Origin of the sequence: Rhizobium aethiopicum (assembly GCF_900094625.1) — a bacterium.
GTDB classification, from domain to species: domain Bacteria; phylum Pseudomonadota; class Alphaproteobacteria; order Rhizobiales; family Rhizobiaceae; genus Rhizobium; species Rhizobium aethiopicum.
Map to the genome: position 1 here is coordinate 222,353 of NZ_FMAJ01000009.1, position 15,395 is coordinate 237,747.

Consider the following 15,395-nt stretch of genomic DNA (forward strand, 5'->3'; position numbering starts at 1 on the left):
TGAGTCGGCTCCGCACCGTGTCCTGCAGGTGACACTGCCAGTATTTCTTAGTTGTGGCGCCCGGGACTGTGGAGAAGTCGAACAATGGGCACAGCGTTCAGGATTGAGTCACGACGAGCCCCGCTCCTTTCGCAGCCCCTTGATTTTCTCCATCCGGAATTGCAAATCCGGAGTTGGAAAAAGACAGAACGGATGATGATGAACGACGCCGCTCGAAAGATTGCAGCCGTTGCTCCGTCGGAGCAGCATTACCGCGAAGCACCCAACAATATCGAAGCCGAGCAGGCGCTTCTCGGCGCCATCCTGATGAACAACGACGCCTATTACCGGGTGTCGGACTTCCTGAAGCCGATCCATCTCTACGAACCGCTGCACCGGAAGATCTTCGAGGTCGCCGGCGACATCATTCGCATGGGCAAGATCGCCAATCCGGTGACGATCAAGACCTTCCTGAAGGCCGACGAGAAGGTCGGCGACATGACCGTTTCGCAATATCTGGCAAGCCTCGTCAGCAATGCCGTCACGGTCATCAATGCCGAGGATTACGGCCGGGCGATCTATGACCTTGCGTTGCGCCGGGCGCTGATCACCATCGGCGAGGATGTCGTCAACATCGCTTATGACGCGCCGCTCGACATGCCGCCGCAGTCGCAGATCGAGGATACCGAACGCCGCCTCTTCGAGCTCGCCGAAAACGGCCGCTACGACGGCGGCTTCCAATCATTCAACGACGCCGTGGCGCTCGCCATCGACATGGCGGCCGTCGCCAAGGAACGCGATGGCGGGCTTTCGGGCATCTCCACCGGCATTCATTCGCTCGATGCCAAGATGGGCGGCCTGCAGCGTTCGGACTTGATCATCCTCGCCGGTCGTCCCGGCATGGGCAAGACCTCGCTTGCAACCAACATCGCCTATAACATCGCTGCCGCCTATGAGGGCGAAGTGCAGTCGGACGGCAGCATGAAAGCCAAGAACGGCGGTGTCGTCGGCTTTTACTCACTCGAAATGTCATCAGAACAGCTCGCCACTCGTATCATCTCCGAGCAGACGGAAGTTTCCTCCTCCAAGATCCGCCGCGGCGACATCAACGATGCCGATTTCGAAAAGCTCGTCGCCTGCTCGATGATGATGCAGAAGGTGCCGCTCTATATTGACCAGACCGGCGGCATCTCCATCGCCCAGCTTTCAGCGCGGGCGCGCCGCCTCAAGCGCCAGCGCGGCCTCGACGTGCTCGTGGTCGACTACGTGCAGCTGATGACCGGCTCGGGCAAGTCAAGCGACAACCGCGTCCAGGAAATCACCCAGATCACCACCGGCCTGAAGGCGCTCGGCAAGGAGCTCAACGTTCCGATCATCGCGCTGTCGCAGTTGTCACGCCAAGTCGAAAGCCGTGACGACAAGCGCCCGCAGCTCTCCGACCTTCGTGAATCCGGCTCGATCGAGCAGGACGCCGACGTCGTGCTCTTCGTTTTCCGCGAGGAATATTACGTCAAGAACCAGGAGCCGCGCGATCCTCACGATCCGAAATATCCGGAATGGGAAGCGCTGTTCGACAAGGTGAAGGGCACAGCCGACGTCATCATCGCCAAGCAGCGTCACGGTCCGACCGGCACGGTGAAGCTCGCCTTCCAAGCGGAATTCACGCGGTTTGCCGATCTCGCCGATCCTTCCTTCATCCAGTACGAGGAACATTGACGCGGTTTCCCGCGTCAATTTCTTTAGAGCCCTGCGGCCCGCAACAGGGCAACCGTCGCGACGCCCATTACGACGCTCACAAGCATCGGCAGACGGCGTGCGGCGATTGCGGTGACCACGCAGGCGAGTGTCTCTGCCCAACCGGCCGCAAAGGCGGTCGGGGCGATGACGGCCATCAGCACCGCCGGCGGAATGGCCTCGATCGCCGTTTTCCGGCGCTCATCCATCTCGACATGATGGATCAGCGCGAGACCGCTGACGCGGGTGAAGACCGTTGCGACAGCCATCGCCAGGATGGCGATAAGGGTATTGAGGTCGAGCGTCATGCCGCCTGCTCCCGCGCCCTGCCCTGCCAAAGCGCCGTTGCCAGCCCGGCGAGTGCACCGGCGGCGATATACCAGACGCCCGGCACAAAGTGGTGGACCGCAACCGAGGCGACACCACTTGCGGCAAGGACGGCGCCGGTTTCCGGGCCCTTCCAGAAGCCCATGACGAGCACGACGAAAACCGCAGGAAAGGCGAAGTCGAGGCCGATGACGGCAGGGTTGCCGAGAAAGGCGCCGAGCAGCGCACCCGTCAGCGAAGAGCCGACCCAGGTGAGGTAGAAGGGCGTGACGATGCCGGCATACCAGGCGGGTGTCAGCCGCGTGCTGCCGGCTCGAAATTCCGCCATGGCCCAGAGCTCGTCGGCGAGGAAAAGCATGGCGACATAGCGTTTGATGCCGGAGAAGGACTGCATCTTCGTGCCGACCGACGCACTCATCAGCACGTGGCGGATATTGACCAGAAGGGCCGCGAAGCCAAGGCCGATCCAGCTTGCCGGATGCGTCCAGATGTCCATCGCCACGAATTGCGAACCGCCTGCAAAAACAAGCGCGCTCATCAGCGTCGTTTCAAGCGGAGACAAGCCCTTGGTGGCGGCGACCGCGCCGAAAACCAGGCCGATCGGCAAGACGGCGACGACAAGCGGAAAAATGGAGCGCATTCCGGCAAAAAATTCGCCGGATGGCCGGCTGTGCTGCAACATGGCAACCTCCCTATTGAGATTGCGGAGCAGTACCCCAGCCCGAAACGGCCGTATTGAACGAAAGTGATCAGCCCGTGCGGAACTGGCCGGGTGTCACACCCGTGCGCGCCTTGAAATGCCGGGTGAAATGCGCCTGGTCGGCAAAACCGCATTCCAGCGCGACATCGGTCGGCGTGCGCCCCTGCCGCAGCAGCCGGCGGGCCACCTGCACGCGCCGATCCGTCAGAAAGGCGTGCGGTGTGATATGATATTCCTTGCGGAAGGCGCGGATAAGGTGAGCGCGGCTCAATCCCGCCACGCCGGCCAGTTCCTCAAGGCCGACATCGCTGTCGAAATTCTCGACCAGGTATTCGCGGGCGCGGGCGACGGCGCTTCGTTCCTGCGTGTCGACGGGCACGATGATGGCGCTGCCGTGACGCGCAAAGATCGCCGCCAGCACCGAGAACATGCCTTCATCCGATTCCAGCGCGCCTGCGCGGCTCTCCAGCGTTCGATGAGCGGCGTGAAAGGCATTGGCGAGTTGCGGATCGCGTGGAAGTGCGCCGGAGAAAGACGGCGTCGCGTGGAAGGCCTTGCCGGTGACATCCTCCAGAACATCGACGAACAGCTTCATGTCCGGATAGATCATACGGTAACGGTAACCGTTGCCGCCCGGAGCGCCGTCATGGATGACGCCGGGATCGATCAGATAAAGGTCGCCCGGCCCGGTTTCCTCTCGCCTGCCGCTGAGGGTGGCGATCTGGGTGCCGCTTTCTATCGCGCCGATGCTGAAGGTGTCGTGCGCATGCGGCGCGTATTCATGTGTCAGGAAAGTGGCGCTCAGGCACTCCATGTCGCGGAAGCGGCTATCCCGCCAGAAGCGGGCCGATTCAACGTGGGCAAGCGGCATGGCCTCCGCCGCCTCTTTCTGTGATACGTTCTGCATCCGGTAAGAGTAGCGCGGAAGCCTGCATGCGTCTTGAACAAAAGTGATCCTATAAGAGGCAAAGGGTGGTATCTGGCCGCCTGCGCTTTCCCTCGGCTACAATGCTCTCTAGACTGGGCGAGGCGGTTTCCTTCCATTTCTTCACGGCGATCCATGACAGATTTTTCCATCCCCTTCGAAGACGACCTTTTCGCTTCCGCAGGACTGCGGCTGACGGTCGACCTGACCGCGCTGACGGAAAACTGGCGCGACATGGCGCGCCGCTCGGGTGCAGCGCGCGCCGCCGCGGTCGTCAAGGCGGATGCCTACGGCGTGGGCATCGAGGATGCCGGCGAAGCGCTCTATCTGGCGGGCGCCCGGGATTTTTTCGTCGCGACCGTCGATGAAGGGGTGACGCTTCGCCTCTATGCGCCTGATGCACGCATCTTCGTGCTCTCGGGCATATGGCCGGGCACCGAGCGGCGCTTCTTCGAGAACGACCTGGTGCCGGTGATTTCTTCCGACGAGCAGCTCGCCTTCTGGATGGCGGTGCTTGCCGAGTACGGCGATTACCCTTGCGCGCTGCATGTCGATACCGGCTTCAACCGGCTGGGATTGCACATTGACGACGCGCTGGCTCTCGCCAACGACGTCTCGCGGCCGGCAAGCTTCGCGCCGGTGCTGGTCATGAGCCATCTCGCCTGCGGCGACGATCCCAGCCACGCGATGAACCAGCGCCAACTCGAATCATTCCGCAGGGTTAACGCCGCCTATGAAGGCATCGATGCAAGTCTTGCCGCCTCGGCCGGCATCTTTCTCGGCGAAGACTATCACTTCGACCTGACCCGGCCCGGCATTTCGCTCTACGGCGGCGAGGCGGTCAGCGGCATGGTCAACCCGATGCGCCCCGTCGCTACTGCGGAAGCGCGTGTCATCCAGGTGCGCACCGTCGAGGCCGGCGAGACCGTCAGCTACGGGCGGGCGCTGCAGCTTGGCCGCAACAGCCGGCTGGCGATCGTGTCCGCAGGTTATGCCGATGGTTATATGCGCAGCCAGTCGAGCGGCGGCGTGCCTCTGCGCCAGACCGTGCCGCAGGGCGGGCAAGGCTTCATCGCTGGACACAAAGTCCCGGTGGCAGGCCGGATCACCATGGACCTGACGATCTTCGACATTACCGACCTGCCCGAAAACGCCGTGCGCGCCGGCGAATATGTCGAATTGTTCGGCAAAAACATGCCGCTGGACGAGGTGGCGCGGGCGGCGGGCACGATCGGATACGAGATCCTGACCAGCATGGGGCTGCGCCATGAACGGCGCTATGTAGCCGAGGAGTAGGAATGTCCTCGGCAGATCGCGCGATCGGGTTTCACGGGCGTCAATCGCGATTGGCTGAACTCTGATCTCAGGGCATTCGTTTACACGAATCGCTGTATCTAGTTCATCGTCCGGGACGCCGAACTTCGTGGTGCGCGTCCTGCATGGACGGGAAGACACTCACCTGAAGATTTTATCGAAAGCAGTCATTGATGGCGAAGGCCAGGACACAGTTCATCTGCCAGAATTGCGGCGCGGTTCATAACCGCTGGGCCGGCAAATGTGATAATTGCGGCGAGTGGAATACGATCGTCGAAGAAGACCCGATGGGCGGGATCGGCTCCGGGCCCGGCAAGACGCCGAAGAAGGGCCGGCCGGTCACGCTGACGGCGCTTTCGGGCGAGATCGAGGAGGCGCCGCGCATCCATACCGCCATGTCGGAACTCGATCGGGCACTCGGCGGCGGCTTCGTGCGCGGTTCGGCCGTGCTGATCGGTGGTGATCCCGGCATCGGCAAATCGACGCTGCTGATGCAGGCCGCAGCCGCTCTTGCGCGGCGTGGTCACAAGATCATCTACGTCTCCGGCGAGGAAGCGGTTGCGCAGGTCCGTCTGCGGGCACAGCGTCTTGCCGCCGCCGATACCGACGTGATGCTGGCGGCCGAAACCAATGTCGAGGATATCCTGGCGACGCTCGCCGAGGGCAAACGGCCTGATCTCGTCATCATCGATTCGATCCAGACGCTGTGGAGCGAACTCGCCGAATCCGCACCGGGAACGGTGACGCAGGTGCGCACCGGCGTTCAGTCGATGATCCGTTTCGCCAAACAGACGGGTGCTGCCATGGTGCTGGTCGGCCATGTCACCAAGGACGGGCAGATCGCGGGACCGCGTGTCGTCGAGCACATGGTCGACGCGGTACTCTATTTCGAAGGCGACCGCGGCCATCACTACCGAATCCTGCGCACCGTCAAGAACCGCTTCGGCCCGACCGACGAAATCGGCGTCTTCGAAATGTCCGACAAAGGCTTGCGCGAAGTCGCCAACCCGTCCGAGCTCTTCCTCGGCGAACGCAACGAAAAATCACCTGGAGCCGCCGTCTTTGCCGGAATGGAAGGCACGCGTCCCGTGCTCGTCGAGGTACAGGCGCTGGTGGCGCCGACCTCGCTCGGCACGCCGCGTCGCGCCGTAGTCGGATGGGATTCGGCCCGGCTGTCGATGATCCTCGCGGTGCTTGAGGCCCATTGCGGTGTCAGGCTCGGCCAGCACGACGTTTATCTCAACATCGCCGGCGGCTACCGCATCTCCGAGCCGGCGGCCGATCTCGCCGTCGCCTCGGCGCTGGTTTCCTCGCTCGCCGGTATTGCCCTTCCCGCCGATTGCGTCTATTTCGGCGAAGTCAGCCTGTCGGGCGCCATCCGGCCGGTTGCGCACACCGCCCAGCGCCTCAAGGAAGCCGAGAAGCTGGGCTTTTCCGCAGCGCTGCTTCCTTCCGCCTCCGCCGAGCTGCCGAAGGGTTCCGGCGGGCGGTGGAGCGAGGTCGAAAGCCTGCCGGATCTGGTCGCGCGCATCGCCGGGTCGAAGGGGGCGTTGCGTGTGGAAGACGAGGTTTGATCCTTTCATTGCCGGGAATGGTGATGATATAGGAGGCACACGACAAGGCGCGACACGGCCGCCGAGCGGCAGTCCTGGAGTTGAATTTACATGCCCATTACGATTTTTGACGGTATTGTCATCGGCGTCGTGCTCTTCTCCGCCGTGCTGGCGATGGTCCGCGGCTTTTCGCGCGAGATCCTTTCGATCGCCAGCTGGGGCGGTTCGGCTGCCGCCGCCTACTACCTTTATCCGTACCTGGTGCCCTATGCGAAGAAGTACACCGATGACGACCGCATCGCGATCGCCGGTTCGGCAGCCGTCGTCTTCCTGATTGCGCTGATCGTGATCTCCTTCATTACCATGAAGATCGCCGATTTCATCATCGACAGCCGCATCGGCGCGCTTGACCGCACGCTCGGCTTCCTGTTCGGCGCGGCCCGCGGCCTGCTGCTGATGGTCGTCGCCGTCGCCTTCTGGAACTGGCTTGTCTCTGTCGACCACCGGCCGGCCTGGGTCAACGAGGCCAAGTCGAAGCCCTTCCTGGACTCGATGGTCGTGAAGCTGAAGGCAGTGCTGCCGGAACAATTCGCCCAGATGATACAGGCGAGCTTCCGTGATAAGATGCAAGCGCCGGCACAGGGCGGCGAAGGCGCCACGCCACCGGCGGCCGATCAAGCGCCGGCGGAAGACGCGCCTGCAGGCGCCGCGCAGCAGCCGGCGAATTGACACAGTGTTCAAGAGCTTGACCCGCCGTCCGGCAATCGCCATTTGAGCGGGACGTGAAACTAAGGTCCGGCCGGGCATTCCAGCTCCGCCGGGCCTCAGCCGTTTCAGAGCCGGCGAACGGGCTTTGAAAAGCAGGCGTCGTTCAGCATGAAGTTATCGGAAAGCTGCCAGGTTTCCGATATATGATATTGGAAATACCGATCCATTCTTGTGAGAGCAGAGGCCCGCAGAAATGAACCAGTCCCATTCCTTCCCAATCGACGATCCGCTCGACGGAGATACGCTGCATGAGGAATGCGGCGTTTTCGGAATTCTGGGACATCCCGATGCCGCGGCTCTCACGGCTCTCGGCCTGCATGCCCTGCAGCACCGCGGGCAGGAAGCTGCCGGCATCGTCTCCTTCGACGGCAAGCGCTTCTATCAGGAGCGCCACATGGGCCTCGTCGGCGACCACTACACCAATCCGATGACGCTGGCCCGCCTTCCCGGCAGCATGTCGATAGGCCATACGCGCTACTCCACGACAGGCGAAGTAGCGATGCGCAACGTGCAGCCGCTGTTTGCCGAGTTGGAAGAAGGCGGCATCGCCATTGCCCATAACGGCAATTTCACCAACGGCCTGACGTTGCGCCGCCAGATCATCGCGACCGGTGCCATCTGTCAGTCGACCTCCGATACCGAGGTCGTCCTCCATCTCATCGCCCGCTCCCGCCACGCTTCCACATCCGACCGCTTCATCGATGCCATCCGCCAGATGGAAGGCGGCTATTCGATGCTCGCCATGACCCGCACGAAGCTGATTGCCGCACGTGACCCCACCGGCATCCGCCCCCTCGTGATGGGCGATCTCGATGGCAAGCCGATCTTCTGTTCGGAAACCTGCGCGCTCGACATCATCGGCGCAAAATTCGTCCGCGACGTGGAAAACGGCGAAGTCATCATCTGCGAGATCCAGTCCGACGGCTCGATCAGCATCGATGCCCGCAAGCCGAGCAAACAGCAGCCGGAGCGGCTCTGCCTGTTCGAATATGTCTATTTCGCCCGGCCAGACTCGGTCGTCGGCGGCCGCAACGTTTATACGACGCGCAAGAACATGGGCATGAATCTCGCCAAAGAATCGCCGGTCGATGCCGACGTGGTCGTGCCGGTGCCCGATGGCGGCACGCCTGCGGCCCTCGGCTACGCGCAGGAAAGCGGCATCCCCTTCGAATACGGCATCATTCGCAACCACTATGTCGGCCGCACCTTCATCGAGCCGACACAGCAGATCCGCGCCTTCGGCGTCAAGCTGAAGCATTCCGCCAACCGCGCGATGATCGAAGGTAAACGCGTCGTGCTCGTCGACGATTCCATCGTGCGCGGCACGACATCGCTGAAGATCGTGCAGATGATCCGGGAGGCCGGTGCGCGCGAAGTCCATATCCGCGTCGCCAGCCCGATGATCTTCTTCCCGGATTTCTACGGGATCGATACGCCTGACGCCGACAAGCTGCTCGCAAACCAGTATGCCGACGTCGAAGCTATGGCTAGATATATCGGTGCGGATTCGCTTGCCTTCCTGTCGATCAACGGGCTTTACCGCGCCGTCGGGGGCGAGGACCGCAACACTGCCCGCCCGCAATTCACCGACCACTACTTCACCGGCGACTATCCGACCAGGCTGCTCGACAAGAACGGCGAATCCATGGGCAACAAGCTTTCAATGCTTGCCAGCAACGGCTGAACCGCCGCTGCTTTGACTTCCCTCCCGAGGGGCTGTCGAGCCCCTCGCCTTCGCAAGCAAATCCGGAACCGGGACAGATGAACATCAATCTTGAGGGCAGGATCGCACTCGTCACCGGTGCGTCGCGCGGCATCGGCTACTTCACGGCCCTGGAGCTTGCCAAGGCAGGCGCGCATGTGATTGCCTGCGCACGCACGGTCGGCGGGCTCGAGGATCTCGACGATGCGATCAAAGGCATCGGCGGCAGCGCGACCCTCGTGCCCTTTGACCTTGCCGACATGAATGCGATCGACGCGCTCGGCGGCTCGATCTTCGAGCGCTGGGGCAAACTCGACATCCTCGTCGCCAATGCCGGCGTGCTCGGCGTCATATCGCCGATCGGCCATATCGAGGCGAAGGTGTTCGAAAAGGTGATGACCATCAACGTGACCGCGACATGGCGGCTGATCCGTTCCGTCGATCCGCTGCTTGCCCGCTCCGATGCCGGCCGCGCGGTGATCCTGTCCTCGGGCGCCGCCCACAAATGCCGCCCCTTCTGGGGTGCCTATTCCGCTTCAAAGGCTGCCGTCGAGGCGCTGGCCCGCACCTGGTCTGGCGAGAGCCAATCTACGCCGTTGCGCATCACCAGCGTCGATCCGGGCGCGACCCGCACGGCAATGCGCGCGCAGGCGGTGCCCGGCGAAGACCCGCAGACGCTTCCCCATCCTTCCGAGGTCGCCAAGGCGATCCTGCCGCTGTTGGGGCCTGGTGTGACCGAGACGGGCAAGCTGTTCATCGTGCGGGAAAACAAGCTCGTCGATTACCGGCTCCCGGAATAGGCCGGATGTCTCACTTGGCTGCAACAGCTGGGAACAGATGCGCGAAGCCTGTTTCCGACGGGCATAGCGCATTGAGATCCACTGCTCCCCGAATGCCGTCCAATGTGCCGTTGTCGGCAAATTGCCAGATCGACCAGCGACTGCAACCCTGCTGCGCCGGCTCCTTGAAGACGCTTCGCAGCCAAAGGTAGTGCTCGGGGAAGCGGGCCTCATTGCCCTTCAAATATTGATCGAAGAATTCCTGCGTCACGTAGAAGATCGGCTTTTCCGGGAAGACGCCTTTCAGCTCGTCGAAAAACGCGTTGACCTCCGTGGTCATTTCTTCGAGCGTCGGGACCTTGTTGCAATTGCCAACGAACTCGAGATCGACGGCGATCGGCAAGGTTCCCGGCTCCTTCGGCACGGTGGCCAGGACATTCTGCGCCTGATCCCTGCCCGGGCGGCAGAAGGTGAAGAAATGGTAGGCGCCTCTCACCAGCCCTGCATCTCCGGCACGCTGCCAGTTGTCGGCGAACCGGGAATCCTTGTGATCGCCGCCTTCGGTCGCCTTCATGATCGCAAAACGCACATTCGGCTGTGCGGCCACCGTCTTCCAATCGATTGCGCCCTGGTGATGGCTGACATCGATGCCTTGAATCGGATAATGCGATTGGGATGGATTGTTGAAGCGAAGCATGCCGAAATTGTATGCGAAATAAACTGCGGATGCGACCACCAGAATTGCAGCCGCACCGATCGCCCACCGAACAACGCTCCCCACTCATTCCTCCAGTATTTCAGCAGCTTCCGAACTTGCTATGCGCGATTTGCGCCATGAAAATGGCAGACGAGGCTCAGCAGACGTAGCGCAACCGGACAGGTCGCTCCAGTTGCCGCCCTTCCTTCTTCGCCCCTCTTGACCAAACGTCATTCCCGCGCCATAAAACGCGCCATGAAAACGGTTATCTGCATTATCTGCGGAAAGATTATTCGCTAGCGCACGCGCTGGCCTGGCCGTTTTCGTCTCCCAAATAGTCAAGATGCGAAACGCCCCGGCCTGCCGGTCGCGATATTTTCTGATCGTGCATTTGGGAGAGTGAAATGGGCCGCAAGCCGGAACTGAAGCTGTACAACACGCTGACGCGGGAAAAATCGGCCTTCGCACCGATCGACCCCGACAACGTCCGCATGTATGTCTGCGGCCCGACCGTCTATGATTTCGCCCATATCGGCAATGCCCGGCCAGCCATCGTCTTCGATATGCTGTTCCGGCTGCTGCGCCATGTCTATGGCGAAGACCGCGTCACTTACGCCCGCAACATCACCGACGTCGACGATAAAATCAATGCGCGGGCGCTTCGCGACCATCCGGCCCTACCGCTGAATGAAGCAATCCGCGCCGTCACCGAAAAGACCGAGATGCAATATCACGCCGATGTCGCCGAACTCGGCTGCCTGGAGCCGAGCTTCGAGCCGCGCGCCACCGACAATATCGTTGAGATGACGGAGATCATCGAGAAGCTGATTGGCAACGGCCATGCCTATGTCGCAGCCGGCGAAGTGCTGTTCGACACCAAATCCATGGCGGATTACGGCCAGCTTTCGAAGCGCCCGCTCGACGAGCAACAGGCCGGTGCCCGCGTCGCCGTCGATGCACACAAGAAGAACCCGGGCGATTTCGTGCTGTGGAAACTGTCGGGCAATGACGAACCCGGCTGGGAGAGCCCCTGGGGCCGCGGCCGGCCGGGCTGGCATATCGAATGCTCGGCGATGAGCCGGCGCTATCTCGGCGATATCTTCGACATTCACGGCGGCGGGCTGGACCTGATCTTCCCGCATCATGAAAACGAAATCGCCCAGTCGCGCTGCGCCCACGGCACCGAGGTGATGGCGAATGTTTGGATGCATAACGGTTTCGTGCAGGTCGAAGGCCGCAAGATGTCGAAATCCGAAGGCAATTTCGTCACCATCCACGACCTGCTGCACACGCAGATTTTCGGCGGCCGCAAATGGCCGGGCGAAGTGCTGCGCCTTGCCATGCTGATGACACACTACCGCGAGCCGATCGATTTCTCGATCAAGCGGTTGGAAGAAGCCGAACGCCTGCTCGCCAAATGGCCGGCGACGGAAGCCGATGATGCCGAGCCTGACGAGACCGTGCTGAATGCGCTGGCCGACGACCTCAATACGGTCGCGGCAGTGCAGGCGTTGCATGCGCTGGCGCCGGCGGCTCACACGGATGCCGCCGCAGGCGCCACCTTTGCCGCAACGGCCGCCCTCCTCGGGCTGCTGCCGAAGAAGGTCGAAATCGACGAAGCCTTCGCAGCGGCGGTCGATGCGCTGGTCGCCATGCGTCTGGAAATGCTGAAGGCAAAAAATTTCGCCGAGGCTGACAAGATTCGCGACGAACTGACGGCAAAGGGCATCCAGCTGAAGGACGGCAAGGATCCGGCAACCGGAGAGCGGGTAACGACGTGGGAGGTCAAGCGGTAGGATGGGTTGGGCGGCGAGACATACCCCCCTCTGCCCTGCCGGGCATCTCCCCCACAAGGGGGGAGATCGGCTGGAAGCGCCCGCTCGCCCTGATCAGCAATACGATGTGGTGAGAGTTGCTCGGTACACTGTCGGGATTTGGCGAGGCCGGTGCGTCTTGCCAATCTCCCCCCTTGTGGGGGAGATGCCCGGCAGGGCAGAGGGGGGTGTAGCCCGGAGCGAGAGGCCGGACATGTCACATGCACGAATTCCGCCGCAACGGCGGGCAAATGCCAAGCGTATGCGCAAGGCTATGACTGACGCCGAATTAAAGCTCTGGAACGAACTTCGCGCCCATCCCCTAATGGGGCTTGGCTTTCGCAGGCAGATGCCGATTGCGGGCTATATCGTCGATTTCGCCTGCCCGACCCATCGGCTTATCGTCGAGATAGACGGCTCGCAGCATGCCCTTGCCGAAAATGCCTCCAACGACGACATCAGGACTGAGCGCCTAAAGGCAGATGGCTGGACCGTCCTGCGATTCTGGAACGACGATATTCTCCGGGATCTCGACAATGTCTGCACCCACATCATCCGCACCATCGGAAAGGACCTGCCATGACCACTTACACCGGTGGCTGCCAGTGCGGCGCGATCCGTTTCCGGGTCAGCGGCGAGCTCAAGGATTCGTCGATCTGTCATTGCCGGATGTGCCAGAAGGCGTTCGGGGCCTATTACGCACCGCTGGTCTCGGTCCGCGGCACCGATTTCGAGTGGACGCGGGGAGCGCGCAAGACCTTCCGCTCTTCGAATTTCGTCGAGCGCGGTTTCTGCGGCGATTGCGGCACGCCGCTGACCTATGAAGCGCCGGATGGGATGGCGGTTGCCGCAGGCGCATTCGACGATCCGTCGCAGCTGCCGCCGACCATTCAATGGGGTGTGGAAGGCAAGATCGGCTTCGTCGATCATCTGCACGAGCTGCCCGGAGAACGGACCGAGGCGGATCTTACGGCAGGCTCTTTCCTGCACGAGCTGATTTCCTATCAACATCCGGACCACGATACGCCGGTCTGGCCGCCGGAGGACCGCGCTTGATGACAACGGGACAGACCGGCGGATGCCAATGCGGCGCGGTTCGCTATCTAGCGCAGGGCGAACTCGGCTATCCGCATATCTGCCACTGCCGCATGTGCCAGAAGGCGGCCGGCAACTATTTCCTGCCGCTCGCAGCGGCCAAGCGCGAGCATTTCGAGCTGACCCGCGGCGAACCGAAGTGGTTCCGCTCGTCCGATCTGGTGCGGCGCGGTTTTTGCGGCGATTGCGGCACGCCGCTATTCTACGATATCCCGGAAGCGGACTTCATCAACATCGCGCTTGGATCACTGGATGATCCTGCTGCGGTCGAGCCCGTGATGCAATCAAACACAGGCAACAAGATGTCCTGGTTCCACGCGCTCGACGCCCTGCCGGTGGAACCGGAGCCTGAAACGCCCGACCGCGAAAATGCGATCGCAGCAACGAACCATCAGCATCCCGACCACGACACGAAAAGCTGGCCACTCGGAGAAAGCTCATGACGGATAAGATCAGAACAGGCGGATGCCAGTGCGGCGCCGTGCGCTTCCGCATATCAAGCGCGCTTGGCCGGCCCTCGATCTGCCATTGCCGCATGTGCCAGAAGCAGTTCGGCGGCTTTTTCTCCGCGCTCGTCACCGCTCCGGAGGAAGGACTGGAGTGGACGCGCGGCGAGCCGAGCTACTTTCAGTCCTCGGTCAATATCGAACGCGGCTTCTGCAGCACTTGCGGCACGCCGATGACCTATCGTCATCCGGGCGGGCTGGAGCTTGCGATCGGCACCTTCGACGACCGCAGCGATCTCGCGCCGCAGATCCAGGTCAATTATGACGCCCGCCTGCCATGGGTCGAGACGATCTTCGAGGCGCCGGTGCACCAAGACCCGGATTTCTATGCCCGACAGGAGGCGATCATCTCCTTTCAGCATCCCGATCACGACACCCAGGTCTGGCCCGCGAAAGGCGTGAAGATATGACCGAGAGACTGCGCACCCTCTATCCCGAAATCGAAGCCTATGCCTCCGGCCATCTCGAGGTCGGCGACGGCCATGTGATCTACTGGGAACGGTCGGGAACACCCGGCGCCAAACCCGCCGTCTTCCTGCATGGCGGTCCCGGCGGCGGCTTCTCACCCGCGCACCGCCGGCTTTTCGATCCCGCTCTCTACGACGTCATGCTGTTTGACCAGCGCGGCTGCGGCAGGTCGACGCCGCACGCGGAACTGAACGCCAACACGACCTGGCACCTCGTCGCCGACATCGAGCGGCTGCGGGAGATGGCGGGCGTCGACGCCTGGCAGGTGTTCGGCGGTTCCTGGGGCTCGACGCTGGCGCTCGCCTATGCCGAGACCCATCCCGAGCGCGTGTCCGAGCTGATCCTGCGCGGCATCTATACGCTGACCAAGGCCGAGCTCGACTGGTACTATCAATTCGGTGTGTCGGAAATGTTTCCCGACAAGTGGGAACGCTTCATTGCTCCGATCCCGCCGGAAGAGCGGCACGAGATGATGCATGCCTATCATCGCCGCCTGACACACGAGGACAGGAACGTGCGCCTCACGGCGGCGCAGGCCTGGAGCATCTGGGAAGGCGAAACCATCACACTGCTGCCCGAACCTTCGACCAGCGGCAAGTTCGAGGAGCCGGAATTCGCCTATGCCTTCGCCCGCATCGAGAACCACTTCTTCGTCAATGCCGGCTGGATGGATGAAGGGCAGCTGATCCGCGAGGCAGGCCGGCTCAAGGACATTCCGGGCGTGATCGTGCACGGTCGCTACGACATGCCCTGCCCGGCAAAATATGCCTGGCTGCTGCACAAGGCCTGGCCGAAGGCGGAGTTCCACCTGATCGAGGGCGCCGGTCACGCCTATTCGGAGCCGGGCATCCTCGATCGGCTGATCCGGGCGACGGACAAGTTCGCCGGGAAGCCGGACTGATCTTTTCGGGCGGCCCCTCACCCTAGCCCTCTCCCCGCTCGCGGGGAGAGGGGACGTGCCCTGCGAGACGGTGCTGCATATGCCTTCTCCCCGTCAGAACGGGGAGAAGGTGGCGGCAGCCGGATGAGGGGCA

General features: G+C 62.3%; 16 protein-coding genes. 12 read left to right on the forward strand and 4 right to left on the reverse strand.

The window, feature by feature from the left end:
* Positions 1-198 precede the first annotated feature (198 nt).
* Positions 199-1,695 (forward strand): replicative DNA helicase, encoded by a 1,497-nt coding sequence (locus tag GA0061105_RS20415; RefSeq protein WP_064692681.1) that lies wholly within the window; start codon positions 199-201, stop codon positions 1,693-1,695.
* 23 nt (positions 1,696-1,718) lie between these two features.
* Here GA0061105_RS20415 and GA0061105_RS20420 read toward each other — a convergent pair whose 3' ends face one another.
* The 3 genes from GA0061105_RS20420 to GA0061105_RS20430 form a co-directional block, all read right to left on the reverse strand.
* A complete protein-coding gene (locus tag GA0061105_RS20420) occupies positions 1,719-2,021 on the reverse strand; it encodes an AzlD family protein (protein WP_092752476.1) in 303 nt (100 codons plus the stop codon).
* Positions 2,018-2,722, reverse strand: a complete 705-nt coding sequence (locus tag GA0061105_RS20425; protein ID WP_092752478.1) for an AzlC family ABC transporter permease — start codon at positions 2,720-2,722, stop codon at positions 2,018-2,020. The genes GA0061105_RS20420 and GA0061105_RS20425 overlap by 4 nt, the downstream gene beginning before the upstream one ends.
* A gap of 67 nt (positions 2,723-2,789) precedes the next feature.
* Complete coding sequence (locus GA0061105_RS20430) at positions 2,790-3,611, reverse strand: AraC family transcriptional regulator (protein ID WP_092752480.1); 822 nt, start codon at positions 3,609-3,611, stop codon at positions 2,790-2,792.
* A gap of 189 nt (positions 3,612-3,800) precedes the next feature.
* Between GA0061105_RS20430 and alr the strand changes: the two genes are divergently transcribed.
* From alr to GA0061105_RS20455, 5 genes are all read left to right on the forward strand, one after another.
* Positions 3,801-4,961, forward strand: coding sequence for an alanine racemase (alr, locus tag GA0061105_RS20435; RefSeq protein WP_092752482.1), 1,161 nt, complete (start codon positions 3,801-3,803; stop codon positions 4,959-4,961).
* A 191-nt stretch (positions 4,962-5,152) separates the two neighbouring features.
* A complete protein-coding gene (gene radA, locus GA0061105_RS20440; RefSeq protein ID WP_064692464.1) occupies positions 5,153-6,553 on the forward strand; it encodes a DNA repair protein RadA in 1,401 nt (466 codons plus the stop codon).
* Positions 6,554-6,643: 90 nt separating this feature from the next.
* Positions 6,644-7,261 carry a CvpA family protein gene (locus tag GA0061105_RS20445; RefSeq protein WP_064692463.1) on the forward strand — a complete coding sequence of 206 codons (618 nt, stop codon included), beginning with the start codon at positions 6,644-6,646 and terminating at the stop codon, positions 7,259-7,261.
* A gap of 232 nt (positions 7,262-7,493) precedes the next feature.
* Positions 7,494-8,984 (forward strand): amidophosphoribosyltransferase, encoded by a 1,491-nt coding sequence (gene purF / locus GA0061105_RS20450; protein WP_092752484.1) that lies wholly within the window; start codon positions 7,494-7,496, stop codon positions 8,982-8,984.
* A 77-nt stretch (positions 8,985-9,061) separates the two neighbouring features.
* On the forward strand, positions 9,062-9,802 hold the full coding sequence (locus GA0061105_RS20455; RefSeq protein WP_092752486.1) for an SDR family NAD(P)-dependent oxidoreductase: 741 nt from the start codon (positions 9,062-9,064) through the stop codon (positions 9,800-9,802).
* 10 nt (positions 9,803-9,812) lie between these two features.
* On the opposite strand, the gene GA0061105_RS20460 is transcribed toward GA0061105_RS20455, so the two are convergent.
* Positions 9,813-10,562, reverse strand: a complete 750-nt coding sequence (locus GA0061105_RS20460) for a glycoside hydrolase family 25 protein (RefSeq protein ID WP_064692460.1) — start codon at positions 10,560-10,562, stop codon at positions 9,813-9,815.
* 320 nt (positions 10,563-10,882) lie between these two features.
* On the opposite strand from GA0061105_RS20460, the gene cysS reads away from it, so the two are divergent.
* From cysS to pip, 6 genes are all read left to right on the forward strand, one after another.
* Positions 10,883-12,274, forward strand: coding sequence for a cysteine--tRNA ligase (gene cysS, locus GA0061105_RS20465; RefSeq protein ID WP_092752488.1), 1,392 nt, complete (start codon positions 10,883-10,885; stop codon positions 12,272-12,274).
* Between the two features lie 232 nt (positions 12,275-12,506).
* A complete protein-coding gene (locus tag GA0061105_RS20475; RefSeq protein ID WP_092752490.1) occupies positions 12,507-12,875 on the forward strand; it encodes an endonuclease domain-containing protein in 369 nt (122 codons plus the stop codon).
* Entirely contained in the window at positions 12,872-13,348 is a 477-nt protein-coding gene (locus tag GA0061105_RS20480) for a GFA family protein (protein WP_064692457.1), read from the forward strand. Before GA0061105_RS20475 ends, GA0061105_RS20480 begins: the two co-directional genes overlap by 4 nt.
* Entirely contained in the window at positions 13,348-13,830 is a 483-nt protein-coding gene (locus GA0061105_RS20485) for a GFA family protein (protein ID WP_064692456.1), read from the forward strand. Before GA0061105_RS20480 ends, GA0061105_RS20485 begins: the two co-directional genes overlap by 1 nt.
* Complete coding sequence (locus GA0061105_RS20490; protein WP_064692455.1) at positions 13,827-14,303, forward strand: GFA family protein; 477 nt, start codon at positions 13,827-13,829, stop codon at positions 14,301-14,303. Before GA0061105_RS20485 ends, GA0061105_RS20490 begins: the two co-directional genes overlap by 4 nt.
* Positions 14,300-15,262, forward strand: coding sequence for a prolyl aminopeptidase (pip, locus tag GA0061105_RS20495; protein ID WP_064692454.1), 963 nt, complete (start codon positions 14,300-14,302; stop codon positions 15,260-15,262). Before GA0061105_RS20490 ends, pip begins: the two co-directional genes overlap by 4 nt.
* The last annotated feature ends 133 nt before the right edge of the window (positions 15,263-15,395 follow it).